The sequence below is a fragment of the Erwinia sp. OLFS4 genome (assembly GCF_002752165.1).
Lineage (GTDB): Bacteria > Pseudomonadota > Gammaproteobacteria > Enterobacterales > Enterobacteriaceae > Izhakiella.
Genome location: NZ_MOMB01000005.1, coordinates 44,442 through 70,255 on the forward strand (window position 1 = coordinate 44,442; position 25,814 = coordinate 70,255).

The 25,814-nt window shown below is 51.6% G+C and carries 28 protein-coding genes; 9 read left to right on the plus strand and 19 right to left on the minus strand.

Annotation, left to right across the window (positions count from 1 at the left end; genetic code table 11):
* Positions 1-20 precede the first annotated feature (20 nt).
* The gene (locus BL249_RS02305) at positions 21-917 is read right to left on the minus strand and encodes a C40 family peptidase (protein WP_099704881.1); all 897 of its coding nucleotides are present in this window, start codon (positions 915-917) and stop codon (positions 21-23) included.
* A 380-nt stretch (positions 918-1,297) separates the two neighbouring features.
* On the opposite strand from BL249_RS02305, the gene BL249_RS02310 reads away from it, so the two are divergent.
* Positions 1,298-1,630: a Grx4 family monothiol glutaredoxin gene (locus tag BL249_RS02310; protein WP_099704882.1), complete on the plus strand. Its 333-nt coding sequence runs from the start codon at positions 1,298-1,300 to the stop codon at positions 1,628-1,630.
* Between the two features lie 61 nt (positions 1,631-1,691).
* Here BL249_RS02310 and rnt read toward each other — a convergent pair whose 3' ends face one another.
* From rnt to BL249_RS02330, 4 genes are all read right to left on the minus strand, one after another.
* Positions 1,692-2,345, minus strand: coding sequence for a ribonuclease T (rnt, locus tag BL249_RS02315; RefSeq protein WP_099704883.1), 654 nt, complete (start codon positions 2,343-2,345; stop codon positions 1,692-1,694).
* A gap of 119 nt (positions 2,346-2,464) precedes the next feature.
* Positions 2,465-2,872, minus strand: coding sequence for a lactoylglutathione lyase (gloA, locus tag BL249_RS02320; protein ID WP_099704884.1), 408 nt, complete (start codon positions 2,870-2,872; stop codon positions 2,465-2,467).
* Between the two features lie 67 nt (positions 2,873-2,939).
* The gene (gene nemA / locus BL249_RS02325; RefSeq protein ID WP_099704885.1) at positions 2,940-4,043 is read right to left on the minus strand and encodes an alkene reductase; all 1,104 of its coding nucleotides are present in this window, start codon (positions 4,041-4,043) and stop codon (positions 2,940-2,942) included.
* Between the two features lie 40 nt (positions 4,044-4,083).
* The gene (locus BL249_RS02330; RefSeq protein ID WP_099704886.1) at positions 4,084-4,677 is read right to left on the minus strand and encodes a TetR/AcrR family transcriptional regulator; all 594 of its coding nucleotides are present in this window, start codon (positions 4,675-4,677) and stop codon (positions 4,084-4,086) included.
* Between the two features lie 271 nt (positions 4,678-4,948).
* Here BL249_RS02330 and BL249_RS02335 point away from each other — a divergent pair, with 271 nt between their 5' ends.
* Both BL249_RS02335 and slyA read left to right on the plus strand, forming a co-directional pair.
* Positions 4,949-5,188 carry a DUF1289 domain-containing protein gene (locus BL249_RS02335; RefSeq protein ID WP_099704887.1) on the plus strand — a complete coding sequence of 80 codons (240 nt, stop codon included), beginning with the start codon at positions 4,949-4,951 and terminating at the stop codon, positions 5,186-5,188.
* Between the two features lie 481 nt (positions 5,189-5,669).
* A complete protein-coding gene (gene slyA / locus BL249_RS02340) occupies positions 5,670-6,113 on the plus strand; it encodes a transcriptional regulator SlyA (protein ID WP_099704888.1) in 444 nt (147 codons plus the stop codon).
* Positions 6,114-6,159: 46 nt separating this feature from the next.
* Here the strand turns inward: slyA and slyB are convergent, their stop codons facing one another.
* On the minus strand, positions 6,160-6,627 hold the full coding sequence (slyB, locus tag BL249_RS02345) for an outer membrane lipoprotein SlyB (RefSeq protein ID WP_099704889.1): 468 nt from the start codon (positions 6,625-6,627) through the stop codon (positions 6,160-6,162).
* Positions 6,628-6,920: 293 nt separating this feature from the next.
* Between slyB and anmK the strand changes: the two genes are divergently transcribed.
* The 5 genes from anmK (at position 6,921) to pdxY (ending at position 11,389) form a co-directional block, all read left to right on the plus strand.
* The gene (anmK, locus tag BL249_RS02350; RefSeq protein ID WP_099704890.1) at positions 6,921-8,039 is read left to right on the plus strand and encodes an anhydro-N-acetylmuramic acid kinase; all 1,119 of its coding nucleotides are present in this window, start codon (positions 6,921-6,923) and stop codon (positions 8,037-8,039) included.
* Between the two features lie 20 nt (positions 8,040-8,059).
* Positions 8,060-8,371, plus strand: coding sequence for an MliC family protein (locus tag BL249_RS02355; protein WP_099704954.1), 312 nt, complete (start codon positions 8,060-8,062; stop codon positions 8,369-8,371).
* Positions 8,372-8,396: 25 nt separating this feature from the next.
* The gene (pdxH, locus tag BL249_RS02360; RefSeq protein WP_099704891.1) at positions 8,397-9,053 is read left to right on the plus strand and encodes a pyridoxamine 5'-phosphate oxidase; all 657 of its coding nucleotides are present in this window, start codon (positions 8,397-8,399) and stop codon (positions 9,051-9,053) included.
* A 131-nt stretch (positions 9,054-9,184) separates the two neighbouring features.
* Positions 9,185-10,465 (plus strand): tyrosine--tRNA ligase, encoded by a 1,281-nt coding sequence (tyrS, locus tag BL249_RS02365; RefSeq protein WP_099704892.1) that lies wholly within the window; start codon positions 9,185-9,187, stop codon positions 10,463-10,465.
* Between the two features lie 60 nt (positions 10,466-10,525).
* A complete protein-coding gene (pdxY, locus tag BL249_RS02370; RefSeq protein ID WP_099704893.1) occupies positions 10,526-11,389 on the plus strand; it encodes a pyridoxal kinase PdxY in 864 nt (287 codons plus the stop codon).
* Positions 11,390-11,421: 32 nt separating this feature from the next.
* On the opposite strand, the gene gstA is transcribed toward pdxY, so the two are convergent.
* The 11 genes from gstA to ydgT all read right to left on the minus strand — a co-directional run bounded on the left by gstA (position 11,422) and on the right by ydgT (position 21,466).
* Positions 11,422-12,027, minus strand: coding sequence for a glutathione transferase GstA (gene gstA, locus BL249_RS02375; protein WP_099704894.1), 606 nt, complete (start codon positions 12,025-12,027; stop codon positions 11,422-11,424).
* A 153-nt stretch (positions 12,028-12,180) separates the two neighbouring features.
* Complete coding sequence (gene dtpA, locus BL249_RS02380) at positions 12,181-13,656, minus strand: dipeptide/tripeptide permease DtpA (RefSeq protein WP_099704895.1); 1,476 nt, start codon at positions 13,654-13,656, stop codon at positions 12,181-12,183.
* Between the two features lie 595 nt (positions 13,657-14,251).
* A complete protein-coding gene (nth, locus tag BL249_RS02385; protein ID WP_099704896.1) occupies positions 14,252-14,890 on the minus strand; it encodes an endonuclease III in 639 nt (212 codons plus the stop codon).
* On the minus strand, positions 14,887-15,588 hold the full coding sequence (locus BL249_RS02390) for an electron transport complex subunit E (RefSeq protein WP_099704897.1): 702 nt from the start codon (positions 15,586-15,588) through the stop codon (positions 14,887-14,889). The genes nth and BL249_RS02390 overlap by 4 nt, the downstream gene beginning before the upstream one ends.
* On the minus strand, positions 15,588-16,214 hold the full coding sequence (gene rsxG, locus BL249_RS02395; protein ID WP_099704898.1) for an electron transport complex subunit RsxG: 627 nt from the start codon (positions 16,212-16,214) through the stop codon (positions 15,588-15,590). Before rsxG ends, BL249_RS02390 begins: the two co-directional genes overlap by 1 nt.
* Positions 16,215-16,216: 2 nt before the next feature.
* Positions 16,217-17,275: an electron transport complex subunit RsxD gene (gene rsxD, locus BL249_RS02400; RefSeq protein WP_099704899.1), complete on the minus strand. Its 1,059-nt coding sequence runs from the start codon at positions 17,273-17,275 to the stop codon at positions 16,217-16,219.
* Positions 17,276-19,429, minus strand: a complete 2,154-nt coding sequence (gene rsxC / locus BL249_RS02405; RefSeq protein WP_099717013.1) for an electron transport complex subunit RsxC — start codon at positions 19,427-19,429, stop codon at positions 17,276-17,278.
* On the minus strand, positions 19,422-20,000 hold the full coding sequence (rsxB, locus tag BL249_RS02410) for an electron transport complex subunit RsxB (RefSeq protein WP_099704901.1): 579 nt from the start codon (positions 19,998-20,000) through the stop codon (positions 19,422-19,424). Before rsxB ends, rsxC begins: the two co-directional genes overlap by 8 nt.
* Positions 20,000-20,581, minus strand: coding sequence for an electron transport complex subunit RsxA (gene rsxA / locus BL249_RS02415; RefSeq protein ID WP_099704902.1), 582 nt, complete (start codon positions 20,579-20,581; stop codon positions 20,000-20,002). Before rsxA ends, rsxB begins: the two co-directional genes overlap by 1 nt.
* 131 nt (positions 20,582-20,712) lie before the next feature.
* Positions 20,713-21,153 (minus strand): DUF2569 domain-containing protein, encoded by a 441-nt coding sequence (locus BL249_RS02420; RefSeq protein WP_099704903.1) that lies wholly within the window; start codon positions 21,151-21,153, stop codon positions 20,713-20,715.
* Positions 21,154-21,250: 97 nt separating this feature from the next.
* Positions 21,251-21,466: a transcription modulator YdgT gene (gene ydgT, locus BL249_RS02425; protein ID WP_099704904.1), complete on the minus strand. Its 216-nt coding sequence runs from the start codon at positions 21,464-21,466 to the stop codon at positions 21,251-21,253.
* A 525-nt stretch (positions 21,467-21,991) separates the two neighbouring features.
* On the opposite strand from ydgT, the gene BL249_RS02430 reads away from it, so the two are divergent.
* Complete coding sequence (locus BL249_RS02430; RefSeq protein ID WP_099704905.1) at positions 21,992-23,032, plus strand: oxidoreductase; 1,041 nt, start codon at positions 21,992-21,994, stop codon at positions 23,030-23,032.
* A 44-nt stretch (positions 23,033-23,076) separates the two neighbouring features.
* On the opposite strand, the gene add is transcribed toward BL249_RS02430, so the two are convergent.
* Both add and BL249_RS02440 read right to left on the minus strand, forming a co-directional pair.
* Entirely contained in the window at positions 23,077-24,075 is a 999-nt protein-coding gene (add, locus tag BL249_RS02435) for an adenosine deaminase (protein ID WP_099704906.1), read from the minus strand.
* A gap of 157 nt (positions 24,076-24,232) precedes the next feature.
* Positions 24,233-25,732: a YdgA family protein gene (locus BL249_RS02440; RefSeq protein WP_099704907.1), complete on the minus strand. Its 1,500-nt coding sequence runs from the start codon at positions 25,730-25,732 to the stop codon at positions 24,233-24,235.
* Positions 25,733-25,814: the final 82 nt, after the last annotated feature.

A 25,814-nucleotide genomic window follows, 5' to 3' on the forward strand; every position in this document is an offset into this window, starting at 1 on the left:
ACCGGGTAATGGTGTTTTCTTCAGCGAATTGTGCCGGGAGTCATCATCCGACGCGCTCCGAGGTAGTGGCGTTGCCAGTAGCTGTCTGCCAGCGTACTGACATGAATTTCTTCACCGGTGCGGGGAGACTGAATAAATTTACCGTTACCGAGGTAAACGCCGACATGATCGGCCGCTTTGTGACCGCGAATGTGGAAAAAGACTAAATCGCCTCGTTGCAGCTGATTGCGCCTGACGGGGGCTGCATCGCGTAAATGAAACATTTCATTAGCGGTTCTGGGCAATTTATAATTCACCAGGTCTTTAAAGGCATACCAGACCAGGCCGCTGCAATCAAAACCGGTTCTGGGCGAAGCGCCTCCCCATAAATAGGGCTTGCCTAACTGGTTCATTAACTTTTCCATGGCTGCTGCCCGCGCTTTACTGAATTCAGCCAGGTGCGTTTTACTCAGCTGTAAGGGTTTACCGTTATCCGTGGTGACCAGATGCGGCTCTGTGCGGCTGCTGCGGCCATAGTGTTTGCGCGTGGCTGTCCGGCGATTGTGATGGGGAGTCACCGCGGATTCGGCTGTCGCCGGAATAACCTGATGATGACTGGCAGATTTCAGCGTTGTTTTTGTCCTTGCGGCGGGCGCGGTATGCGACAATTTATGCGTTTCTTTTTTGGCCGCTACCGGTCGTTTTTTTAGACGAATATTACGAATACTGGTCAGGCGGCTTTTCTTTTGCGGTGATTGTTTTACTTTTTTCGTCACCGGCGTTTTTGTCGCGCGTCGTTTACGACGTTCATCTTCCCGCGAGGGACTTTTTTCAGCTTTTTGCTGAACGAGGTTAATAGCGGGCCGTGGCGAAGCATGCGCCATATTCAAAAACAACTGGGCAAATGCCAGTATAATAAGCGTGATTAGTAAACGCATCGTTTATAGCAACAAGTTACGCTTCCAACAACACCAGAAGCTAAATGGTTTAAATTTTTTCTGCTATACGGCAGAAAAGGCCAGGCAATTCTAATCCAGTTTTTTTACCAAAGTTAAGCGGTTTTTTGTATCAATATTGTGTCGTGATGTAATGTTGGTTTATTAATCAGAATCAGCAGGTTAATTTACTAAAATCTAACATGTGGTTGATAAATTAAGCTATTCTGTCTTTAACCGTGTTACATCGTGTTATTCTACCGCTTTGCTGACAGCCAGCCTTAAGGAAAGCGCGTTTAACCAGGATAAATAGTCATTTTCATCTACCCCGTACTCTCGCTACAATAAAATGACATGAGTTTATGCTTCAGAGGAAGACAAATATGAGTACTGTTGAAAAAATTCAGCGCCAGATCGCAGAAAATCCCATCCTGCTGTATATGAAAGGCTCGCCAAAATTGCCAAGCTGCGGTTTTTCCGCTCAAACGGTGCAGGCCCTATCTGCCTGTGGTGAGCGTTTTGCTTATGTTGATATATTACAGAATCCGGATATTCGCGCGGAGTTACCTAAATATGCCAACTGGCCAACTTTTCCACAACTTTGGGTTGATGGCGAACTGGTTGGCGGTTGTGACATTGTTGTTGAAATGTTCCAGCGCGGTGAGTTGCAACAGCTGATTAAAGACACGGCCGAAAAATATAAAGAAGCAGAGTAAGCCGCAGCGCGTAAATGTGATGGCGGCATGGCAGGCCGCCCTTTTTTTGTCCGTGAGTCAGCTAGCTGAGCGATTCGCTGGCCGCAGTCAGCGGCCAGCCGCCCAGCCGCTTCCAGCGATTAACCAGTTCACAAAATAGCTGTGCGGTCTGCTCGGTATCATAGAGAGCAGAATGTGCCTGTTGCTGATCAAATGCAAAACCTGCCGTGGTACAGGCCCGGGCCAGTACGGTCTGACCTAATACCAGACCGCTCAGCGCCGCAGTGTCAAAGGTGGCAAAAGGATGAAAAGGATTACGTTTCAGGCCGGCCCGGGCGGCAGCGGTCATCATAAAGCTGTGATCGAAAGTCGCATTATGGGCGACAACAATCGCCCGGTTACAACCGCTCTCTTTGACCCCTTTGCGCACCATTTTAAAGATAGCGTGTAAGGCATCATATTCACTGACTGCGCCGCGCAGCGGGTGGTAGGGGTCTATGCCGTTGAAGGCCAGCGCTTCAGGTTCCAGAACGGCACCTTCAAACGGTGTAATATGAAAATGGCAGGTTTCATCCGGCTCAAGCCAGCCGTCCGGATCCATTTTCAGCGAGATGGCGGCGATCTCCAGCAACGCATTGGTGCTGGCATCAAAGCCGGCGGTTTCCACATCAATGACCACCGGGTAAAAGCCACGGAACCGGCTGGCAAGGGTGTTAAAATCGTTGGTTTCAGACATCAGACGCTCTTGCAGTAAAAATAGCAGCGCGCATTATGGCAAACTTTAGCGTGAGATGCAGCAGGGCAGCAGCAAAGCGGGCAGAGGCGGCCTGTTGTGGCCGCCCGCTGAATGCTGAATCAGTTACCCAGGCCGGCTGAAGCCTGTTTATCTTCAATCAGCTCAATTTTATAGCCATCGGGATCTTCAACAAACGCAATGATGGTACTCCCGCCTTTGACGGGACCTGCTTCGCGGGTAACATTACCACCTGCCTGACGAATACGTTCACAGGTGGCAGCCACGTCATCCACACCCAGGGCGATATGACCATAAGCGGTACCCAGCTCATAGTTATCCACACCCCAGTTATAAGTCAGCTCGATGACTGCCCCTTTGCTTTCATCACTGTAACCCACAAAAGCCAGGTTGTATTTATACTCGGTATTCTCACTCTGACGCAGTACACGCATGCCCAGCACCCGGGTATAAAAGTCAATTGAACGCTGCAGATCGCCAACGCGCAGCATAGTATGAAGTAAGCGCATAACATCCTCTTCAGAAAGTGGGCAGAGCATCAGTATAGCGGCGTAAGTGCCGCCTTATAAAGGGGTGTTACTCTGACAACAGCGGATAATCGGTATATCCCTCTGCGCCGCCGCCATAAAAGCTTTCAGGATGCGGCGAATTCAGCGGGGCGTTTTGCTGCAGACGGGCCACCAGATCCGGGTTAGCAATATAACTGCGGCCAAAGGCAACGGCATCAATCAGACCTTGCTCAATTAATTGCTCGGCTTTTTCGGCGCTGTAACCACCCGCAGCCACAATAATACCGGGATAACTTTCTCTGATTGCCTGACGGAATTCTGTGCTGTATGGTTTACCACCCGCCCAGTCTGGTTCTGAAATATGCAGATAGGCCAGCTTACGTTTCGCCAGTTCCTTAAGATAGTAGATCGCCGCTTCTTCCTGATCTTCTCCGTTATCCAGTCCGTTAAATGGCCCCAGCGGTGAGATACGAATAGCGATGCGATCCGCCTGCCAGCTGGCAATCGCGGCATCGACTACTTCAAGCGCAAAGCGCGTGCGGTTTTCTATACTGCCGCCATATTCGTCGTTACGTTGATTTGATGCCGGTGACAGAAACTGGTGAATCAGGTAGCCATGGGCGGAATGCAGTTCCACAAGATCAAAATCTGCTTCACGGGCATTGGTCACCGCCTGACGAAAATCATTAACAATGCCGTTAATTTCGCCATGTTCCAGGGCGCGGGGAGTCGAAGTCTGCTCGCGGATAGCGCGACCTTGTGCGTCACGCAATGATGTCCGGGTTTCTGCGCGGATGGCGGAAGCAGAAACCGGCTGATTACCACCCGGTTGCAAACTGTGATGAGAAATCCGTCCGGTGTGCCATAACTGCACCGCGCTGTGCCCGCCCGCCTGATGAATTCCGTGATTTATTGATTTCCAGGCGGCAATTTGCGGTGCAGAGTGAAGGCCCGGCGCGCCGGCGTAGCCTTTCGCCTGTGCAGATATTTGCGTAGCTTCGGTGATAATCAGGCCGGCACTGGCACGCTGACGATAATATTCAGCCATCAATGGTGTGGGGATATCCCCCGGTTCGATGCTGCGTAAACGCGTCAGCGGGGCCATAAAAATTCGGTTCGGCACGCTGATGGCGCCAAGTTGTAACGGGGTGAAGAGTTTTTTCAGTGACATAATAATTCCTTATAGACCGGTCGACTATAAACGGTTTTTTTTAAGCAGGAAGCGGTAACATGCGTGCCATCTCTTCCCAGGCATTAATTAATGGGGCGTTACTACGGCATATTTTGCTGTGCAGGCTGGCGCCGAGCCACAGGGTATAAATGCGTTCCGCCGTGGACTGCGTGCTGGTGACCAGGGCTAATTGCTGACGGGCGACGGCCTGTTCAAGTACCCGGCTGATAATGGCAATTAGCGCCAGTGAACCTTGCTGGAGCGCCATGCGCATGGCCTCGGAGAGATCACAGACCTCGGCAGAAATTTTAACGGATAAACAGCCGGCAAAAGTCGGGTCCTGACACCATGTGGACAGTGACTGCTGATAATAATTGAGCAGCTGCTGACGTGGCTGGTCAGGCGCATTATCAAACCATGCCTGAAACTGTGTTACATAGCGCGCAAAATAGCGCTCAAGCATGGCGACACCAAAAGCTTCTTTAGAGGGAAAATAATAATAGAACGATCCCTTAGGGATGCCCGCCTCTCTAAGAAGTTCAATCAGTCCCACGCTGGTAAAGCCGCGCTGGGCACATAATCGTTCTCCGGTATCCAGGACATGATCCCGGGTGTCATTTCGGCTTGTTTTCATACTGACAGCCTAATAGACCGTTCGGTTTACGGCAAGCGGATACGGCTCACCAGGCACAAACGGATCATCGTCGTCGTCACCGATGCCGGGTAATACGCGCCGGGCAGCAAATAATAATCTGACTTGCAATTAATGTGATAAATCGCACTAATAACCTGACAGCTTCTTATCCTGCATCCCAGGGCAGGATGCGCTTTTATGATCGGTTGGCTTGCATATTTGTGCCGGAAGCTCTTCAATTACTCTGTCTGTATCTTATTCTGGAGGGCATGTGGCAGAACAGCTGGAGTTTTTTCCTGTTCCCAGTCCCTGTCGTGGCATCTGCCAGGCGGATGCGCGCGGCTATTGCCGTGGCTGCCTGCGTAGTCGTGAGGAACGCTTTAACTGGAGTAAGTTTACTGACAGCGAGAAGCGTGAAGTACTGCGCCTGTGTCGTCAACGTTTCATTCGTATGCGGCGAGCGGCAAAGCAAGACCTGCCGCAGGATCCCGCGCAACCCTCTTTATTTTAACGTACCGCTACCGGGCGGTGGCTGTCGCTCTTTCGGTTCGGTTTTCTGCATGGGTATAACGCTGCCCGATCATCCTATTTAGTCAAATTTTGGCGTGATTTAATATCGTTCGCCGTGCGCTGCGTTCCCGGGTGGGCTGCGCAATCACATATCCCCCTCAGTCAGTTGCCGTGCAGCTCAGCTCATCGCTGTTATTATTAAGTAAAAACGGAGGATATTTTTATAGCGAAACGGGCCGGCAGAGGGATAAAAACGAAGATAAAATAAACAAACAGCATTAATAATCGCGGTTAGATGCCATATCCTGGCGAAACAAGCAGGCTGATGATGAAATGTTTATCTGGTGTGTGGGATGTTCATTATATTAGAACTATGCATTTATTTTGTTGGTTGACCATTAATTTGTATTTCGTGCTGTAAACTCGCAGAATAGTCAAAAGAGATGACTGATAGCTAGCAAGCTAATTATAAGGAGAGAAAATTGGATACATCATTAGGAACGGATTTGTCCAGATTAGTGCGTATCTGGCGTGCGTTAATCGATCATCGACTTAAGCCGCTTGAACTGACTCAAACTCATTGGGTTACATTACATAATATTCATCAGCTACCTCCTGAACAATCTCAGATTCAGCTGGCCAAAGCGATTGGCATTGAACAGCCCTCGTTAGTACGCACGCTGGATCAGCTGGAAGAAAAAGGGTTAATAACCCGTACCACATGCCCTAACGATCGCCGGGCAAAGCGTATAAAACTGACTAAACAGGCTGAGCCGATTATCACACAAGTGGAGCATGTGATAGACGCCACCCGGCACGATATATTATCCGGTATTTCCCGTCAGGAAGTAGAACAAATGGTCAGGTTAATTGCGCAACTTGAACGCAATATTAGCGAGCTGCACGGCAAGGAAAGAGTGGAATAACAAAACGGCATCGCATGCGATGCCGTTTGTTTTATACCAGAGGGACTTAACGCGGAGAAACGGTGACCTGGCTGCCATTTGAAGCCATCACCACCCGTTGGCCAACCGCGAAGCGGCTGGCAGCCTGCTTCTGAACCACCATGATGGTGTTTCCATCGTCCTTGCGAATTTCAAGTTCTACGCCGCTGGTTTTATTCAGCGCGCCCTGAACACCCTGGCCTGCAACCGCACCTGCCACAGCACCGCCGGCAGTTGCCAGGCTACGGCCAGTACCACCACCAATGGTATTACCAAGGAATCCGCCCAGTACCGCGCCGCCAATTGCCCCGATGACGTTGCCGTCGTCACCACCCTGAATTTTCACCGGGCGGACGTGGACAATGGTGCCATAGCTTACGCTTTGCACTTGCTTGGCTTCCGATGCGCTATAGGTATCGCCGGAGAGCGTGTCATTACTGACGCAGCCTGCCAGCGTTATTCCGGCTAATGCCACGATAAATAAACGCTTGATCATTGTTAACGCTCCTTTGTAGAACAACTGGCCCTAATTACCTAATTAAAGACCAACTTACAACTTAATTATATGGCAAAGGCCGTACTGGAATCATCTTTACCAGTAAGCCGGCGAAAAGCGCCATAGCATAGACTACGAAAACTAAACCGGAATTAAATTATGTTAACGTAGCTATCATAAAAGCTGATCGGGTATCGTTGGAATTCAAAAAACGATAATTAATCATAGAATTGCCAGACACTTTTTGCCAGGCTAACAGTTATTATTTGCAACCGCGTAGTTAGGGTCCGTTTATGAATTCAGGGCGTTATATCGGCGTAATGTCAGGTACCAGCCTCGATGGGGTCGATGTGGTGCTGGCGGTAATTGATGAAAATATGGTCGCACAGCAAGCCAGTTACACTTGTGCTATGCCCCCCGGTCTGCGCCAGCAAATCCTGGCTGTCTGTCAGGGGCAGCCTGTAACCTTATCCCAGCTGGGACAGCTTGATCACCGGTTAGGGATGTTATTTGCTGACGCGGTATTAGCACTGCTTAAGCAGGAACAGCTTAGCGCAGAAGATATTGTGGCCATTGGCTGTCATGGCCAGACGGTATGGCATGAACCCCAAAGTGAGGCCCCTCACAGCATGCAGATTGGCGATAATAATCTTATTGCGGCCCGAACCGGTATCTGCGTCGTTGGTGATTTTCGTCGGCGAGATATGGCGTTGGGAGGACAGGGTGCGCCCTTAGTGCCGGCGTTTCATCAGGCGGTCTTGATGCATCCGCAGGAACGGCGCATGATTCTTAATATTGGCGGAATCGCCAATCTTTCGTTGTTATTTCCGGGGCAGACGGTGCTGGGTTATGACACCGGTCCGGGTAATATGCTAATGGATGCCTGGATCTGGCGCCAGCAGGGCAAAGCCTGGGATAATAACGGTGAATGGGCAGCACAAGGCGAGATAGTACGGCCATTGTTAAAGCGGATGCTGGCTGACCCCTGGTTTGCGCTGCCTGCACCGAAGAGTACCGGCCGGGAATATTTTAATCTCAGCTGGCTGGAAACTCAGCTCCGCGCCTTTAGCGCGCTGCGGCCTGAGGATGTTCAGGCAACCCTGGCTGAACTGACGGCCATCACTATTACTGAACAGATTATGCTCAACGGTGGCTGCGATCGTTTACTGGTTTGCGGCGGAGGCAGCCGTAATCCGCTGTTGATGGCGCGTATTATTGCCGCTCTGGCCGGCACCGAAGTGGCCAGTACTGATGACGTCGGTATCAATGGCGATGATATGGAGGCACTGGCCTTTGCCTGGCTTGCCTGGCGCACGTTAAGCGGCTTACCGGGCAATCTGCCGGCGGTGACCGGCGCGCGCGAGGAGACCGTGCTTGGCGCCATTTTTCCGGCAAATCATCCGCGACACTGAAAAGGGAATAACCAATGAAAATGCGTCAGATAATACTGTGGCTAGCAGGGGCATTACTGGCGGGCTGCAATAGTATGCATCCGCAACCGCTGTCACAATTATCCACCCTGCATTATGTTTGCGGCACGCTGCCATTGACCGTGACGCTGGATAATCATCTGCAGCAGGTAAAACTGATCCTGGATGGAACTCCGCAGTTGCTGAAAGCGACACCGGCCGCTTCAGGTACACGTTATGCTAATGATACCTATGTATTCTGGTCAAAAGGTAACGGGGCGTTCGTTGAACGTAATGACAAAATTGTAATTAACGACTGCCAGCTGCAACAATGAGCTATCAGCATAAGAGAATCAAGCCATGAGTGATAAGGCGCTTTTGCAGGATATTGCCAGCCTGCGTCGTGAGTATACCCGCGGTGGGTTACGTCGCAAAGATTTGCCGGCGGATCCGTTGCAACTGTTCAGTCACTGGCTGAATCAGGTGATGGAGGCCGGTTTACCTGACCCCACCGCGATGACAGTGGCGACGGTTGATGAGACGGGGCAACCCTATCAGCGTATCGTACTGCTGAAACATTTTGATGCGCAAGGTATGGTGTTTTATACCAATCTTGGCAGCCGCAAGGCACATCATCTGGAAAACAACCCGCGTATCAGCCTGCATTTCCCCTGGTATTTGCTGGAACGCCAGGTAATGGTGTTAGGGGTGGCAGAAAAACTGACAATGCGCGAAGTCGTACGCTATTTCCACAGCCGCCCGCGCGACAGTCAGATAGGTGCCTGGGCATCGGCGCAATCCAGTCGCTTATCGGCCCGTGGCGTGCTGGAAGCTAAATTTCTGGAAATGAAACAAAAATTCCAGCAAGGCGAGATTCCACTACCCAGTTTCTGGGGCGGCTATCGTATAAAAATCAACACGGTGGAATTCTGGCAGGGCGGCGCGCACCGCTTGCATGACCGTTTTATTTACCAGCGAGATGATAAAGGCTGGCAGATAGACCGGCTGGCACCCTGAACCTGACAAATATTCCCCTTAAGCGCTGGCAGGATGTGCGTCAGCGCTTTATGCTATACCCCTCATTTTATCCGCATTTCAGCGGAAAGCTGTGTACCAGCATAGGTACAGATGTTTTCATGGAGCGTTAGATGACTGGCAGTAACCTGATTCAACAATTGCAGGAGCGGGGCCTGGTGGCTCAGGTAACGGACGAGGCAGCGTTAGCAGAGCGGCTGGCGCAAGGGCCAATTGCTTTGTATTGCGGCTTTGATCCCACCGCAGACAGCTTGCATTTGGGCCATCTGGTTCCGCTTTTGTGTCTGAAACGCTTCCAGGATGCTGGCCACAAGCCGGTTGCGCTGGTGGGGGGGGCCACCGGGCTTATCGGTGATCCCAGTTTTAAAGCCGCTGAACGCAAGCTAAATTCCAGTGAAACAGTCAATGAGTGGGTAGAGAAAATCCGCCGTCAGGTGGCGCCGTTTTTGCGCTTCGATGACAGTGACAATGGTGCCATTACCGCCAATAATTATGACTGGTTCGGCGCAATGAGTGTGCTGACTTTTCTGCGCGATATCGGTAAGCATTTTTCCGTCAATCAGATGATTAATAAAGAGGCGGTAAAGCAACGACTCAATCGTGAAGACCAGGGTATTTCATATACTGAGTTTTCATATAATCTTTTGCAGGGATTTGATTTTGCTGAACTTAATAAACGCTACGGCGTAGTTTTACAGATAGGTGGCTCTGACCAGTGGGGCAATATTACCTCCGGTATCGATCTCACCCGCCGCCTGCATCAGCAGCAGACCTGGGGGCTGACCGTGCCGCTGATCACCAAAGCAGACGGTACCAAATTTGGTAAAACAGAAGGTGGCGCGGTATGGCTGGATGCGAAAAAAACCAGTCCGTATAAATTTTACCAGTTCTGGATAAACACGGCAGATGTTGATGTATATCGCTTTCTGAAGTTTTTCACCTTCCTCAGTATTGAGGATATTCAGCGCCTGGAACAGGAAGACAGGGATAGCGGCACGGCGCCGCGCGCGCAATACGTACTGGCAGAACAGGTCACCCGGCTGGTACATGGTGAGGCGGGACTAAGTGCGGCAAAACGCATTACCGAAAGCTTGTTTTCCGGTACGCTGAGCGCCCTGACTGAGGCTGACTTTCAGCAGCTGGCTCAGGATGGCATGCCAACAATCACCTTGCAGCCACAGGACGACTTGCAGCAGGCGCTGGTCAATGCGCAGCTGGTACCTTCACGGGGCCAGGCGCGAACGATGATTATGTCCAACGCGGTCAGTATTAATGGTGAAAAACAAAGTGATGCCGAATATCGCTTTAACAGTACTGATAAACTGTTTGGGCGCTATACCCTGTTACGGCGCGGTAAAAAACACTATTGCCTTGTCTGCTGGCAACCGTCATAGCGGATAATAAAGGGCCGGGAATAACCGGCCCTTTTCTTTGGTCGGGGAGGTTCGGGGTTTATGAAAAATATTCTTTCTATTCAGTCTCATACTGTCTATGGTCATGCCGGTAATAGCGCGGCGGAATTCCCTATGCGGCGCTTAGGGGCTAACGTCTGGCCGCTGAATACGGTGCAGTTTTCTAACCATACACAATATGGACAATGGACCGGGATTGTCATGCCGGCACAGCACCTGACCGACATTGCACAGGGGATTGCCGACATTGACAGATTAAAAACCTGCAGCGCAGTACTGAGCGGCTATCTTGGCTCTGCGGAGCAGGGAGAGCAGATCCTTGAAATTGTTCGCCGGGTTAAAGCCGCTAATCCTGATGCCTGGTATTTTTGCGATCCGGTGATGGGCCATCCGGAAAAAGGCTGCATCGTAGCCCCCGGTGTGGCGGAGTTTCATATTAACAGCGCGCTGCCGGCGGCGGATATTGTGGCGCCTAATCTGCTTGAGCTGGAAATGCTCAGTGGTCAAAGCATTACCTCTGTTGACGAGGCAATTGGTGCCTGTCGCGCGCTGATTAACCGGGGTCCGCGTATTGTGCTGGTAAAACATCTGGCACGCGCCGGCCGGCGCAGCGATCGTTTTGAAATGTTACTGGTTACCGCCGGGGAAGCGTGGCACATTAACCGCCCGTTAGTGGATTTTGGCGTGCGGCAACCGGTTGGCGTTGGTGATCTGACCAGCGGACTGCTGCTGGTAAACCTGTTGCATGGCAAAGGATTACAGGCGGCACTGGAGCACGTCACCGCAGCGGTGTATGAAGTGATGCTGACAACTCATCAGATGGGCGAATATGAGCTACAGCTAGTGGCCGCCCAGGAACATATTGCCCATCCGCAACAGCATTTTTCTGCGGAGAAATTGTCATAAACCGGGGGCTTGCGCCCCCTGACAGCTTTGTATTAACTGAGCCCTTCAGCCTGCAGTGCAGCGATAACGGCAGGCCGCTGGGCAACGCGTTGTCGCCAGGCTTCAAGAGACGTCAGCGCCGCCAGATTCAGCTTCATGGCATGACCCCAGCGTAATACGGTGAAAAGATAGGCATCTGCAACCGTGAAATGTTGTCCAACCAGCCAGCTTTTACCCTGCAACTGGCTATCAACATAACGGAATTTGTGCTCAAGCTGGGTCCTGCATTGTGGTTTCATCGCCTCGGGGGTATCGGCACGAAACAACGGGGTAAAGCCTTTGTGCAGTTCACTGGAAATATAACTGAGCCACTCAAGCGTCTGATAACGGGTCATGCTGCCCACCGCTTCAAGCAGGTGACGGTCCGGTTTTAAATCTGCCAGATACTGCACAATAGCCTGTCCTTCGGTAAGCACGCTACCATCGTTCAGCTGTAAAGCGGGAACCTGACCTTTGGCGTTGATGGTCAGATAATCCTCTCCTTTTTCGGTTTTATGACTCTTCAGATCAACGTTGACTAATGTGAAATCCAGACCGGTTTCACGCAGGACGATATGCGGCGACAGCGAGCAGGCACCGGCTTTTGTATACAATTTCATCTTGGCCTCCTTGTGGGTAACGCGGATGAAACCATGATAGGCGCGTCAGAACAGAAAAAAAGTGCGCACGCGCAATTTAACCGGGCTTTATTGACGTCAGGTGCGGCAAAAGGGCGGCACCTGACGGATTGGCATCAGCGGGGGATAATAAACTCAGGCTTGCGGTGCCTGAGCCATACGATGAAGCAGCGGTGCGGTCAGCAGCATCAGAAGGGCAATGATGCCGGTTGAGATACCAATCTGCAGAAAAACGTGACCATAAATGTGCAGCGACTCGAACGGGTCAGTGACATTGGTTGGCACCGCCATCAGATTAGCCACTTTACCGGCAACCAGCGCAGCGCCAGCAGTGGTCAGAAACCATGAACCCATGATAAAGCCCATCAGACGCTGTGGAACCAGCTGCGCAACCATTGCCAGCCCAAGGCCGGAAATCATTAGCTCACCGATACTTTGCAGCGCATAGCTTAGTATCAGCCAGTTAAGTGAAACAATGCCCGCGTTATTGGCAAACTGAATACCGATCGGCAATACCATAAAAGCAAAGCAACACAGCAACATACCAATGGCAAATTTATGCGGCATCGGCAGGCGGTCGCCCATTTTATTATACAGCGCGGCAAGCACAGGGCTGGCCACCATAATCCACATCGGATTGAGCGCCTGAAACTGCTCGGGCTCGAAAGTGAAACCCAGAAAAGTGTGCTGGACGTTGCGGATGGCAAAGAAGTTCAGTGAGGTGGGCATTTGCATATACAGCACGAAGAAAACAATGGCCTCAACCATCAGCAGAAAAGCAACGATCATTCTGCGGCGCGCGGTACCCCGTAACGAGAAGGCTTCTTTGGCAAAAATAAATACAATCCCTACGGCAACCACGCTCAGCGCAATGCGGGCAATGTTCTGGTGATGCAGCAGCCAGGTGGCAATTGCAATCAGTACAACAATTCCTGCCAGCGTGGCGAGCAGTTTGCCAAAGTGCAGCGGGGCAAAGTCAGGCCGTGAACCATTATTTTTTATCTGGCGCTGGCAGAAAAGAAAGTTAAATAGGGTAATCACCAGGCCAATTACAGACAATGTGAACGCAACGCTCCAGCCGTATCGGGCGGCCAGAAAGGGAGTCAGCATCATTGAAATAAACGAACCGATATTAATCGCCATGTAAAACATGGTGTAGGCACCGTCAATACGCGGGTCATCCTTATCATAACAGGTAGACAACAGTGATGCCGGGTTGGCCTTAAACAGACCGCTACCCATGGCAATGGTTGCCATTCCAACGTACACCAGTGTGACATTATGGCCAGACCAGGCCACCATGGCATAGCCTATCGCCAGCACGATGACGCCGAGAATAATGACACGCTTGGTTCCCAGCACCTTGTCACCTAGCCAGCCCCCAATAGCCACCAGACCATAAACCAGGGCGCTAAAAGAAGAGAACAGGGTAATTGATTGTGATTCTGACATACCCAGCTGTTTGACCAGATAGACGGCCATTATCGCCTGCAGGCCGTAATAACCAAATCGTTCCCAAAGTTCGATGGAAAAGATCAGATAAAACGCCTTCGGTTGTCGAAAGGAGTTAAGGCTCGACGCCTCTTCGATGTTGTTGTTTGCAGTTGACACTTATACCTCTGGCTTAGCAATCCTGTTGTATTTCAGGAATTAAGTCGACGTTATTGTATAAAAATTCTCGACTTTGGATAAAGAAGGGGGAAAAACAGCTGACTAATTTCGCTGATTAGCGCCATGCAGGCAAGCATTTTTTTATCAGGTTAAGCAGGCTTATCAATAGCGAGTAACCTGCCATTGAAGGAGTGAATGCGACATTTGTGTCTTCATTAAGAACCTGATAAGACATTTTATACTAATAATCTCGCCAGAAATAACCAGCGAAAGATAATTTCTCCATATATCATGCAAATGGTTTTTTATACCGATCATAAACAAAAATATGGCCGTTTATATTGTGTTTATGGTTTTTTTAATTAATAAAATGCGGATGTTAACGGCAGGGGCGTTAAATAAGTTGTCATGATGTGATCGTGGTCGAAAATAACCCGAAAGAAGAGATTGAAAAACAGCCAGTAAGGTGAATGATAATGTTAATAAGTGGTGAAATTCGGGTGAAGTGAGTTATTACAGCGCCAATGTTTTGTTTTGTGATCTTTGGCGCAAATATGTTAGTCAGCGCGTCAGGTAACTGTTTAACGGCTGACAATCAGGCGATTTCGGTTTTCTCGGGATATTCGCACAGGTCTTCAATGATACAGGCCCCGCAGCGAGGTTTACGCGCCACGCAGGTGTAGCGGCCATGCAGAATTAGCCAGTGGTGGCAGTCAACTTTAAACTCAGCAGGTACCACTTTTAGTAATCGCGCTTCCACCTGTTCAACGTTACTGCCAGGGGCGAAACGGGTGCGGTTGGAGACACGAAAAATATGCGTATCGACGGCAATAGTAGGCCAGCCGAATGCGGTATTAAGTACAACATTTGCCGTTTTTCTGCCTACGCCTGGCAGGGCTTCCAGCGCCAGGCGATCTTCCGGAACGATGCCACCATGCTTTTCCAGTAAAATACGGCAGGTTTTAATGACGTTCTCCGCCTTGCTATTAAACAGACCGATAGTTTTAATATATTGCTTCACCCCATCGACGCCGAGTGCCAGCATTGCCTGAGGGGTATTGGCCACCGGATAGAGACGGGCTGTGGCTTTGTTAACGCTGACATCGGTGGCCTGTGCAGAAAGCAAAACGGCAATCAGCAGCTCAAAAGGCGTGGTAAAATTCAGCTCGGTTGTCGGGGACGGATTGGCCGCGCGTAAGCGTTCAAGTATCTGACGGCGTTTGAGTTTATTCACGCGGTGCTTCCTGTCTGTCCCGGCAGATTCTCACGGGTAATTTGTGCACGCAGCGCGGCACGTTGTTTCATTTTCTGATCAATCAGATACTTCGCGGCCAGCAGCATGCCGAGTCCGATAAAGGCTCCGGGCGGTAACATCGCCAGCAACATCGGTGAATCAAAATGAAAAACTTCGATACGCAATGCTTTTGCCCAGGGACCAAGCAACTGGTCAGCACCGTTAAAAAGGGTGCCATTGCCGATGATTTCGCGTAAAGAACCCAGTACCACCATGACACTGGTTGCCCCGAGACCAATGGCCATGCCATCAAGCGCCGCCAGTGGGATGCGGTTTTTTGACGCTACGGCTTCCGCGCGGCCAACAACGATGCAGTTAGTGACAATGAGTGGAATAAAAATGCCCAACGACTGGTTTAGCCCCGGCGCCCAGGCTGCAATCAGCATCTGTACGCAACTGACGACGGCGGCAATAATCATGACGTATATCGGAATACGAATTTCAGAAGGGACCCAACGGCGGGAAAGCGAGATACCGCTATTAGTGCAGGTCAGCACCAGGGTGGTGGCCAGTCCGAGCCCCAGTGCATTGGTGGCGGTAGAAGTAACCGCCAGTAACGGGCAAAGCCCCAGTAGCTGCACCAGCGCAGAGTTATTTTTCCACAGGCCACCAATCAGCAAATTCTTTGCTTCGCTCATCATTGTTCTCCGCAGGCGGTGAGTGAATTAAGCTGGGGAGGCAGAGTCTCCACAAACAGCGTGGTACGCTTCACGGCGTTTACCACGGCGCGTGGGGTAATGGTTGCCCCGGTAAACTGGTCGAAATCACCACCATCTTTTTTTACCGCAAAGCGGGGATCGGATTTGCCAGCCACGACTTTACCATTGAAAGATAAGACCCAGTCTGAAATTCGCAGGTCAATTTTATCGCCGAGACCCGGCGTTTCATGGTGTTCCACGACCCGGGTACCCAAAACCCTGCCGCTGAAATCTGCGCCGACCAGCAGCTGGATATTACCAGAATAACCATCCGGTGCGGTAGTTTCGATGGCGACCGCCACCGGTTTGCCATCGCGTCGGGCCAGATAAAGGTGGTGTGGGGTCATATTACCCAGCGCTTTATCTGTGACAACGTAACATTCTCGCTGCAACTTGTTGTTATACATCGCCGGTGGTACCACCTGATCCAGCAGGGTTTTCTGCGCCAGCTCGGCCTGATGATCAATTGTTGGTTTAGTTACCGCATTAATGACCGCGGTCATGCCGGTGGTAATTGCCGCGAAAATTGCCAGGGTCACCCCGTTTTTACGAATCACATCCAGCATATTCACTCCTTTTTGTGACCGTAAACGCGCGGCTGAGTATAGTAATCAATCAGTGGAACGCAAATATTGGCCAGCAGGACGGCAAACGCTACGCCGTCCGGGTAACCACCAAAACTGCGGATCAGCCATACCAGCATGCCGATTAGTGCGCCAAATATCAGGCGCCCCTTATTGGTGGTGGAGGCAGTAACCGGATCGGTGGCAATAAAAAAAGCCCCGAGCATAGTCGCGCCGGAAAACAGATGCATTAGCGGTGAAATAAAGCGATCGGGTGCCAGCAGCCAGCCGGCAAGCGCACACAGACAAAGCGATAGCAGGAAACTGACTGGAATATGCCAGCGGATCGCCTGGCAGCGAATTAAAAACAGGCCGCCAAGCAGAAAACCAAGATTGACCCACTGCCAGCCAGCGCCTGCCAGCACACCGTTGTAAATGGGTTGCGCCAGTAGCTGGCTGGCGGAATGACCGGCCGTTAATCCGGTTTTAAAATTATCCAGCGGCGTGGCCTGGCTGATGCCATCTATCCCTTCACGTAACTGATGAAGCGTTTGTCCGCTGAAGCTATGGCCACTGAAAATAACAGCCAGTGAATCGATAAAGCCAGCGGATGACGCCTGAAGCTCCACCGGCGGCAGCCAGCTGGTCATCTGCACCGGGAAAGAGATCAGCAGCACAACATAGCCTATCATCGCCGGATTAAAAGGGTTCTGACCCAGTCCGCCGTATAGCTGTTTAGCAATGACAATGGCAAAGGCGGTACCGATAACCACCACCCACCAGGGAGCCAGTGAAGGAATGCTGATGCCCAGTAACAACGCGGTGAGCAGCGCTGAATAATCGTTAAGTGCCGCCAGTACCGGGCTGCGACGTAATTTTAAGGCGAAACCTTCTGTTAACAGGGCGGTGAAAACGGCAATCGTCACCTGGATAATATTTCCCCAGCCGAAATAATACCACTGGGCGGCTATACCTGGCACAGCGGCAAAGACTACCAGCAGCATAATTCTGCTGGTACTGCGGCGATTATGTGTATAGGGAGAGCTTGCAATACGAAACGCCATTTATTCCTCTTGTTTTTGCTGTCGGGCGGCTTTTTTTGCTTTAGCGCGGGCAATGGCCGTCTCGACCGCGGCTTTAAGCGCATCCTCTGCGGGAGGGGCGTCAGCGGTACTGCTGCTGTCGGTAAGCGCGGCTTTTTTTGCTTTAGCGCGGGCAATGGCCGCCGCCACCGCGGCTTTACGCACATCCTCTGCGGGAGGGGAGTCAGCGGTACTGCTGCTGTCGGTAAGCGCGGCTTTTTTTGCTTTAGCGCGGGCAATGGCCGCCTCGACCGCGGCTTTACGCGCATCCTCTGCGGGAGGGGCGTCAGCGGTACTGCTGCTGTCGGTGAGCGCGGCTTTTTTTGCTTTAGCGCGGGCAATGGCCGCCTCGATCGCGGCTTTACGCGCATCCTCTGCGGGAGGGGCGTCAGCGGTACTGCTGCTGTCGGTGAGCGCGGCTTTTTTTGCTTTAGCGCGGGCAATGGCCGCTTCGACCGCAGCTTTACGCGGATCTGTGTTCTGCCGGGTTAGCGGTTCGGTTTCGGCCTGGATGGCCGCCTGCCGGGCGCGAGCGTCGGCTTTACGTGCTTCGCGCTGGGCGATAATAGCGCTATTATCCGGTATGCTGCCAGCCTGAACCTCAACCGGGCGTGTCGCGTGACTATTTTTTTCTTTCACCCGTTGCAGGGCGGCATTAATCGTCTGCTGATCGCGCTCACTCACTGCGGTTTTGGCCTGTTGATGGCGAGCTTCCCGTGCCAGTTTTTCGCGTTCCAGACGGTTCTGGCGCGCTTCAAAACGTGCTTTTGCTTGTGCGGTGCGTTTAGCCTCAAGATCAATAGCCCGTAATTCGGCTTTCTCCTGCCGGTAATATTGTACCAGCGGTATATTACTCGGACAGACGTAGGCGCACGCGCCGCATTCAATGCAATCATCAATATGGTGTGCCCGGGCTTTATCATGGTCGCCACCACGGCTGTACCAGTATAGCTGCTGGGGTAGTAAGGCTGCCGGGCAGGCATCCGCACAGGCACTGCAACGAATGCAGGATTGTTCTGCTTCGGGCTGACCTATCTCATTAGCAGAAGGTGCTAGCAGACAGTTGGTTATTTTCACCACCGGCACATCCAGTGACGGCAGGGTGAAGCCCATCAGTGGTCCCCCCATAATCACCATTTGTTCGGCCTGCGCTGTAAAACCGGCATGCCGTAACAGATGACTTACCGGAGTACCAAAGCGTCCCCAGACATTACCGGGCTGGCCAATTGCCTCGCCGGTAAGGGTAACTACGCGTTCGGTAAGCGCTTCGCCGTCAATGACCGCACGTTTCACTGCATAAGCGGTGCCGACGTTTTGCATCAGTACGCCAATATCTGACGAGCGGCCACCGTGGGGAACTTCTTTGCCGGTGAGGATTTTAGTCAGCTGTTTTGCGCCGCCGGATGGGTATTTCGTCGGGATGATACGTAACTGTAAGGTATCCTGACCCGCGAGGGCCTGCTGCAGGGCATAAATCGCCTCGGGCTTATTATCTTCAATGCCAATCAGTGTGGTTTCTGCCTGTAAAATCCAGGCCAGAATGCGGCTACCTTCCACTACCTCGGTTGCGCAATCCTGCATCAGACGATCGTCTGCGGTGATATAAGGCTCGCATTCTGCGGCATTGATAATCAGCGTGCGCGTACTGTCCTGCGCACCTTTCAGTTTGACAGCGGTAGGAAAGCCCGCACCGCCCAGCCCGGCAATACCGGCCTGGTGAATATGGTTAATAACTTCACTGCGCGGACGCTGCCGATAGTCGTTCAGCGGATTACGCGGCGTCCAGCGATCATCACCATCTGCTTGCAGAAAAATACACAGTTCGCTCAGCCCGGAAGGATGAGCCGTCATATGATGGGCTATAGCCGTTATCGTACCGGAGGTTGGGGCATGAACCGGTAGCATGCGGCCCTGGCCAAAGGTCAGCGGCTGGCCGCGTAACACTTTATCGCCGGGCGTTACACAGATCTCGCCATCATGGCCGATATGCTGTTTTAACGGAATAATAAACTGCGAGGCCAGCGGAAGCTGACGCAGAGGGGTGGCGTTTGACTGGGTTTTCATTTCCGGAGGATGAATGCCTCCCTGGAAATCCCAGATACGATCTTTTTTAAACAGCTTTAACAGGTTATGCATGACTGTCCGCTGGGATAACGCGTACCGGAATGGTGTCCAAATTCCATTTCCAGTTGGCTGGCGTAACGGCAACCGGCCGCATGTCGATGCAGTCGGTCGGGCAGGGAGCAACGCAGAGATCGCAACCGGTGCACACATCGCTTAGTACGGTATGCATTGCGCGGGTAGCACCAACAATGGCATCAACCGGGCAAGCCTGAATACATTTGGTACAACCAATACAGTTGGCTTCATCGATCCAGGCTACTTTTCTCACCGGCTCACGTATTTCTGCGTCACCGTCAAGAAATTGCGGCTCTACGTTCAGTAAGGCGGCCAGCTTCAGCATGGTTTGTTCCCCACCGGGCGCACATTTATTTATCGCTTCGCCATTGTTACCGACGGCGTCGGCATAGGGACGACAGCCAGGATAGCCACATTGACCACACTGACTTTGCGGTAAAAGTGCATCGATTTGCTCGACGATGGGATCATCTTCAACTTTAAAGCGCCGTGAGGCATAGCCAAGCAGACCGCCAAAAAACAGGCTAAGTGCGCTGAGTACCGCAATCGCAATCCAGATAGCCGTCATCAGAATTTAACCAGTCCGCTAAAGCCCATAAAGGCTAACGCCATCAGTCCGGCGGTGATCAGGGCAATAGAATTGCCCTTAAACGGTGCGGGTACATCCGCCAGCACCAGGCGTTCGCGCAAGCCGGCAAACAACACCATCACCAGTGAGAAGCCCAGTGAGGCACTGAAGCCAAATACTGCCGCCTGAAGAAAACTGTGATTGAGGTTGACGCTTAGCAAAGGCACCGCCAGCACCGCGCAATTGGTGGTAATAAGCGGCAGGAATATGCCCAGCAACCGGTAAAGGCCCGGACTGGTTTTACGGACTACCATTTCGGTGAACTGCACTACAACGGCAATGACCAGAATATAGGCCATGGTGCGCAGATAGGTCAGATCAAGGGGCAGCAGGATCAAATGATTGACCAGCCACGCGCAAATCGAGGCCAGCGTAATCACAAAGGTGGTGGCAAGTCCCATTCCGATTGCCGTTTCCAGTTTTTTGGAAACACCCATGAAAGGACAAAGGCCAAGGAACTTTACCAGAACGAAATTATTCACCAGTACGGTGCCAATAAATAACAGCAGGTATTCGGTCATGGTTTAGCCTGAATAATGAAAGCAATAATTATCGGCGATTCGGGCGCCAGCGACAACCATCTGCACCCAGGGTTAATCCGTAAAGCTGGGCAGAGCGCACTATTGAATAAAATTGCCGGATTGTAACAGCTTCATGGCGCGGTAAAGGTCGTTTTAACTCTGGCAGAACGTCGCAGATAAATAGCGAAAATTGCTGCAGTCAGCAGAGAAATTAACAGATTTCTGGTAGCAATTACATCGCTAACCGGTGAAAAGGCCCAGCTTTTAATCGCCAGGATAACCGTCAATAGCAGCCAGATAATATAGTGGCGCGGTAGTCGTCCTGAACGCTGATAAAATAACCAGCTAATCCACAGCGTATATAACCAGAGCAGCGTCGCGGTGAGCAGCGATAACAGTAACGGAACCAGCAGACTGGCCGTCTGGGCAAAAAGATGATTGCGCACCTGCGTATCAAGCAGAAAGCGGTAATAGTGGACGATGACCAGGGTACTGGTCAGCAGAGAGAGCGCTAGCCAGATTAACGGTAACCATAACCAGCCACCAATACGCGGTTTTGATTGCTGTATCAAAACGAATCCTCATTACGGGCAACAGACAGGTGCTGTCGTTGACAGCCGGGAGGGGATTATACGTATTTTTCCGGCAAATTCACCCGTTCAGGCTTATTTACACTACATAGCGCCAGACGGATTTCGGCACGCAGCCTAAATCAAACAAGCGGCCGCCAGAGGCCAGTTCTGCCCGACGATGGTCGGCAGCCCGATACATATTGATAAGGTCGTGGTCATCGGTCAGGGTATAATTTAGATGATCGAAAAGTTTTTCAAGGCTGTCCTGATTATTTACTTTGCGAAATTTTAACAGAAAATCGTGAACTGTCATGATAGTGGCAAATTGTCCTGCAAGAGCGAGTGATGAGTATATGATGATGTTTTACTGGTTATATAGTAAAAAACGCATAAAGCCGTGAATTTAAGAATTACGCTCAAAAATGCATGACAAAATATTCACTGAGCCGCAGCATGGCTACAGCAGCGGGTGCAATGAGTGGTTTTTAATCAGCAGACAACGGCTAAGATATGCCTATCTGAAACATTCTAATCTGGATAAGTAAACCTCATTTCAACAAAGAGCCGATATCAGCAAGCCGGGCTGCATTTGCTTGTGCCACAAACGCGTTTGTCCGTTTGCACACTTTTTTTGTCAGCGGGATGCGCTGACATAGCGCACAGCAACCGATGAACAGACGCTAAATTATCCGCATCGCTGGCCGCCTGATGCGACGAGTAAGTCGCTGTTGTGATAAGGTCACAATGGTTATTTTTGTCGGCTTTCGGCACTTTACACCTTGTTCTGTCTGCCGCTTTCGACTTAAATCATTCACATCCGAGAATGAGAGGAATTTCAATGAGCGAAAAAATTCGTGTTGGCCTGGTGGGGTACGGCTATGCCAGTAAAACATTTCATGCACCGCTGATTGCCGGAACCGCAGATATGGAACTGGCAGCGGTGTCGAGTAGTGATGCCGGCAAAGTGCACGCAGACTGGCCAGCCGTGCAGGTTGTGGATGATGCACAGACCTTATTTGATGATCCGGATCTGCAGGTTATTGTTATCCCTACGCCTAATGACACACATTTTCCACTGGCAAAAGCGGCGCTTACAGCCGGTAAGCATGTGGTTGTCGATAAACCGTTTACAGTGACGTTGTCACAAGCGCATGAGCTGAATGCACTGGCTCAGGCGCAGGGATTAATGCTATCGGTTTTTCATAACCGACGTTGGGACAGTGATTTTCTTACGGTGAAGAGTTTGCTGGCCAGTGGCGAATTGGGGGAAGTGCGTTATTTTGAATCCCATTTTGATCGCTTTCGCCCGGAGGTGCGTCAGCGTTGGCGTGAGCAGAAAGGTGTCGGCAGCGGTATCTGGTACGATCTTGGCCCGCACTTACTGGATCAGGCGTTACAACTGTTTGGCTCTCCGGTAGCCATTAACGTTGATATGACTGAATTACGTCCCGGTGCGCAAACCACCGACTATTTTCATGCTCAGTTAATTTATCCGCAAAAACGCGTGGTATTACATGCCAGCATGCTGGTTGCGGCTGAATCGCCGCGTTATCAGATTCACGGCACCAAAGGCAGTTATGTTAAGTATGGGCTGGACCCGCAGGAAGACAGCCTGAAGGCGGGTGTTCGTCCACCGCAGCAGGACTGGGGCTATGATATGCGTGACGGACTATTAACCCTGCAGCAGGGCGACAGCCTGGTCGGGAAGAGTCTGCTGACCACCCCGGGGAATTACCCGGCCTATTACGCCGCAATTCGCGATGCCATTAGCGGACGCGGCAGCAATCCGGTCAGCGCAGACCAGGCCATTCAGGTAATGGAGCTGATTGAACTGGGATTACAATCTTCAGAAAAGCGCCAGACCCTGTCCTGTAAGTAGGTGATCTCTGCGTTGCCTGGCCCCCGCGCGGCAGGGGCCAGGGTTTAACCGGCTACCCGCTGGCACAACGCCTGTTTTTCTGCCTCACTGAGAAAGGCCACCTTCAGCCCGTTTTGCTGGGCCTGATGTATCTGCGCTGGCGTCAGGCCGGCTGCCGGTGCAGCCAGCCGGTATTCATCCGGCAAATCAACACCCTGAACCGCCGGGTCATCACTGTTTATCGTCGCCAGAATGCCATGTTCCAGAAACGCTTTTAGCGGATGGGTTGCCAGCGACGCCACGGTACTGGTCTGAATGTTGGACGTGAGACAGGACTCAATGCCAATACCCTGCACGGCGAGGAAATCCATCAGGGCAGGGTCATCAATTGCCCGCACACCATGGCCAATGCGTTCTGCACCCAGTTCACGAATAGCCTGCCAGATACTTTCAGCCCCGGCGGCTTCACCGGCGTGGACGGTAATGTGGAATCCGGCATCACGAGCACAATTAAAATGGTGTAAAAATTCGCTGCCGGGAAAGCCAAGTTCATCTCCGGCCAGATCAACCGCCGTGATGGCATCGCGATGTGCCAACAGGCCTTCCAGCTCGCGCAGGCAGGCTTCTGTGCCAAAAGTACGGCTCATAATGCCAATCAGGCGTACTTCGACAGCCACCTGCCGGCAGGCTGTGCGGATGCCGTCCGCCACCGCTTCCACCACGCCGCTAATGGGCAGATTATGTGCCATCGCCATATAGCCCGGCGAGAAACGCAGTTCGGCATAATCAATGCCTGCCCGGGCGGCGTCTTCCACATTTTCCATAGCGACACGGCGACAGGCATCCAGTGATCCCAGAACCTTAACCCCCCAGTCCAGTTTGTTGAGAAAGCTCACTAAATCTGGCTCGTTGCGGGTTACCTGCACGTGTGGCCGCAGCTGTTCCAGGCTGGTGGCGGGCAGCTGAACATTAAACTCACGTCCTAATTCAAGAATCGTCTGCGCACGGATATTGCCATCAAGATGGCGGTGGAGGTCTGTCAGAGGAAGGTGATGATCGATCACGCGGCACTCTCTTATGTTATCGGCTTGAAAAGTGCAAACCAGTATAAAAACACCCAGTTCAATGAAGCCAGTATTATTAACAATAAATCTGGTTTAAAGCGGCAACCGGGCGGGTAAAAAAAAGCGCGCTTGCGCGCGCCAATCTATAAATTATAGCTTATTGCGACAGGCCTTCGGGCGCGCTACCCGCGGTCAGATAGCGGCTGATAAACTGGTCGAGGGGCATTTTTTCACCGTTCATGGTTATCTGCCCATTGGCAAACTGCAGGCTGGCAACGATGTTATTATCCTGCTGAGTGGTCAGCTTAAACATCTGCCCCATCGCGGCAAACCCTTTCACTTGCTGATCGGCCAGTTTCGCCGACTGTTCTTCACTGTTTCCTTCAGCGATGCCAACGCGGGTCATAACTTCGCTGGCCATTGCCATGGGAATGACTAAGCGGGCATCAAGGGATTTCACCACGTTATCCGCCATCTGATTGATATTACCTTCATCGGCCGGAGCAGCAGAGCTGGAAGGATCTTTCAGGCTGGCGGTGAAATTAAAGGTACTTTCACCTTTGGCATTTTTCCAGCTCAATGGTGCAATACTGATAACCGGATTACCCTTAAGTAACAGCGGCAGGTTGCTGGCAAAGGCCTCACGCGATTTTTGTTGCAACAGCTGCGGGTCAACATTGGGCTGGTCGATTAACGGTTGCATCTGAGTACGGTAATTTTCCGAGAAAGCTTTAAGTGAGGCGGCATCAAGCTGCGATAATTTTACCGTCAGCCTGGCGGAACCAAAATCCTGGCCCTGCAGTTTCACGGCGTCCATTTTATAGTCGAACTGGCCGTTAATATTTTTGCTGTCGCTGGTGAAATCGGACAGTAGTTGTAAACCTTGTGCGTTAATGACTTCTTTATCTTCGATACGGGTGGTAAAGCTTTTCAGATCAACAGACTGATTACCCACCCGCAGATCGGCTGCGCCAGGGTGGGTCTTACCGTTGAAAGACAGGCCATTAAAGCTCAGTAATACCGGCATTCCCATATCATTTTTGCTGGTCACTGCCAGATCGTCAACCAGGCCTGAGTAATTAAGCTGATTACCCTGGTTATCGGCAGAAACGGTTAACTTACCGCCATTAAACGCCAGCCGGTCGCCACTTTTGCTGTCCTGATAATCCAGGGGTAACAACCTGATATCACTGGTGGTGTCGCCGCCGTAACCAATACGCGTATCGCCGCTAATAAAAGGTTTATCTTTGGTCAGTTCAAAGAGTTTGCGTACCGGGTCGGTATTTTGCAGTTCGCTGTGCACCGAAGCCATGCTGGGAATCAGGTTAAATTTGCGCAGCTGAGAAAGCGGGAAAGGGCCGTGATGAAGCGTTTCCTGAAAAACCAGGCTCTGTCCCGGTTTTAATAACGCATCATCAGTGGTCTGTGAGCTGGACTGAATAATCAGCTTAACCTGACTGCTGAATACTCCACGCTGGTAATCCTGATAGCTCAGCGTCAGATGCGCCTGCGGCATTTGTTGTTGCAGCCAGTTATTGGCGTTCTGTAACGCCTGATCGCGGTTCTCTTCCAGTTTTTTCCCGGTGAACCAGGCGCCGCCCGTCAGGATAATCCCCAGCGCTACCACCACGCCGACCGCTATCTTGGTCTTTTTCATCATCACATCCTTTCTAATCCATCATGCCGGTGCGCCTTGTGCATCCTGCTGGCCGCTCCGGCGAGGTGTTTAAGCAATCGGT

Coding starts and splice junctions, on each gene's coding strand:
- BL249_RS02305 (WP_099704881.1), bottom strand. CDS start 917: ATGCGTTTACTAATCACGCTTATTATACTGGCATTTGCCCAGTTGTTT.
- BL249_RS02310 (WP_099704882.1), top strand. CDS start 1,298: ATGAGTACTGTTGAAAAAATTCAGCGCCAGATCGCAGAAAATCCCATC.
- rnt (WP_099704883.1), bottom strand. CDS start 2,345: ATGTCTGAAACCAACGATTTTAACACCCTTGCCAGCCGGTTCCGTGGC.
- gloA (WP_099704884.1), bottom strand. CDS start 2,872: ATGCGCTTACTTCATACTATGCTGCGCGTTGGCGATCTGCAGCGTTCA.
- nemA (WP_099704885.1), bottom strand. CDS start 4,043: ATGTCACTGAAAAAACTCTTCACCCCGTTACAACTTGGCGCCATCAGC.
- BL249_RS02330 (WP_099704886.1), bottom strand. CDS start 4,677: ATGAAAACAAGCCGAAATGACACCCGGGATCATGTCCTGGATACCGGA.
- slyB (WP_099704889.1), bottom strand. CDS start 6,627: ATGATCAAGCGTTTATTTATCGTGGCATTAGCCGGAATAACGCTGGCA.
- anmK (WP_099704890.1), top strand. CDS start 6,921: ATGAATTCAGGGCGTTATATCGGCGTAATGTCAGGTACCAGCCTCGAT.
- BL249_RS02355 (WP_099704954.1), top strand. CDS start 8,060: ATGCGTCAGATAATACTGTGGCTAGCAGGGGCATTACTGGCGGGCTGC.
- pdxH (WP_099704891.1), top strand. CDS start 8,397: ATGAGTGATAAGGCGCTTTTGCAGGATATTGCCAGCCTGCGTCGTGAG.
- tyrS (WP_099704892.1), top strand. CDS start 9,185: ATGACTGGCAGTAACCTGATTCAACAATTGCAGGAGCGGGGCCTGGTG.
- pdxY (WP_099704893.1), top strand. CDS start 10,526: ATGAAAAATATTCTTTCTATTCAGTCTCATACTGTCTATGGTCATGCC.
- gstA (WP_099704894.1), bottom strand. CDS start 12,027: ATGAAATTGTATACAAAAGCCGGTGCCTGCTCGCTGTCGCCGCATATC.
- BL249_RS02390 (WP_099704897.1), bottom strand. CDS start 15,588: ATGAGCGAAGCAAAGAATTTGCTGATTGGTGGCCTGTGGAAAAATAAC.
- rsxG (WP_099704898.1), bottom strand. CDS start 16,214: ATGCTGGATGTGATTCGTAAAAACGGGGTGACCCTGGCAATTTTCGCG.
- rsxD (WP_099704899.1), bottom strand. CDS start 17,275: ATGGCGTTTCGTATTGCAAGCTCTCCCTATACACATAATCGCCGCAGT.
- rsxC (WP_099717013.1), bottom strand. CDS start 19,429: ATGCATAACCTGTTAAAGCTGTTTAAAAAAGATCGTATCTGGGATTTC.
- rsxB (WP_099704901.1), bottom strand. CDS start 20,000: ATGACGGCTATCTGGATTGCGATTGCGGTACTCAGCGCACTTAGCCTG.
- rsxA (WP_099704902.1), bottom strand. CDS start 20,581: ATGACCGAATACCTGCTGTTATTTATTGGCACCGTACTGGTGAATAAT.
- ydgT (WP_099704904.1), bottom strand. CDS start 21,466: ATGACAGTTCACGATTTTCTGTTAAAATTTCGCAAAGTAAATAATCAG.
- BL249_RS02430 (WP_099704905.1), top strand. CDS start 21,992: ATGAGCGAAAAAATTCGTGTTGGCCTGGTGGGGTACGGCTATGCCAGT.
- BL249_RS02440 (WP_099704907.1), bottom strand. CDS start 25,732: ATGAAAAAGACCAAGATAGCGGTCGGCGTGGTGGTAGCGCTGGGGATT.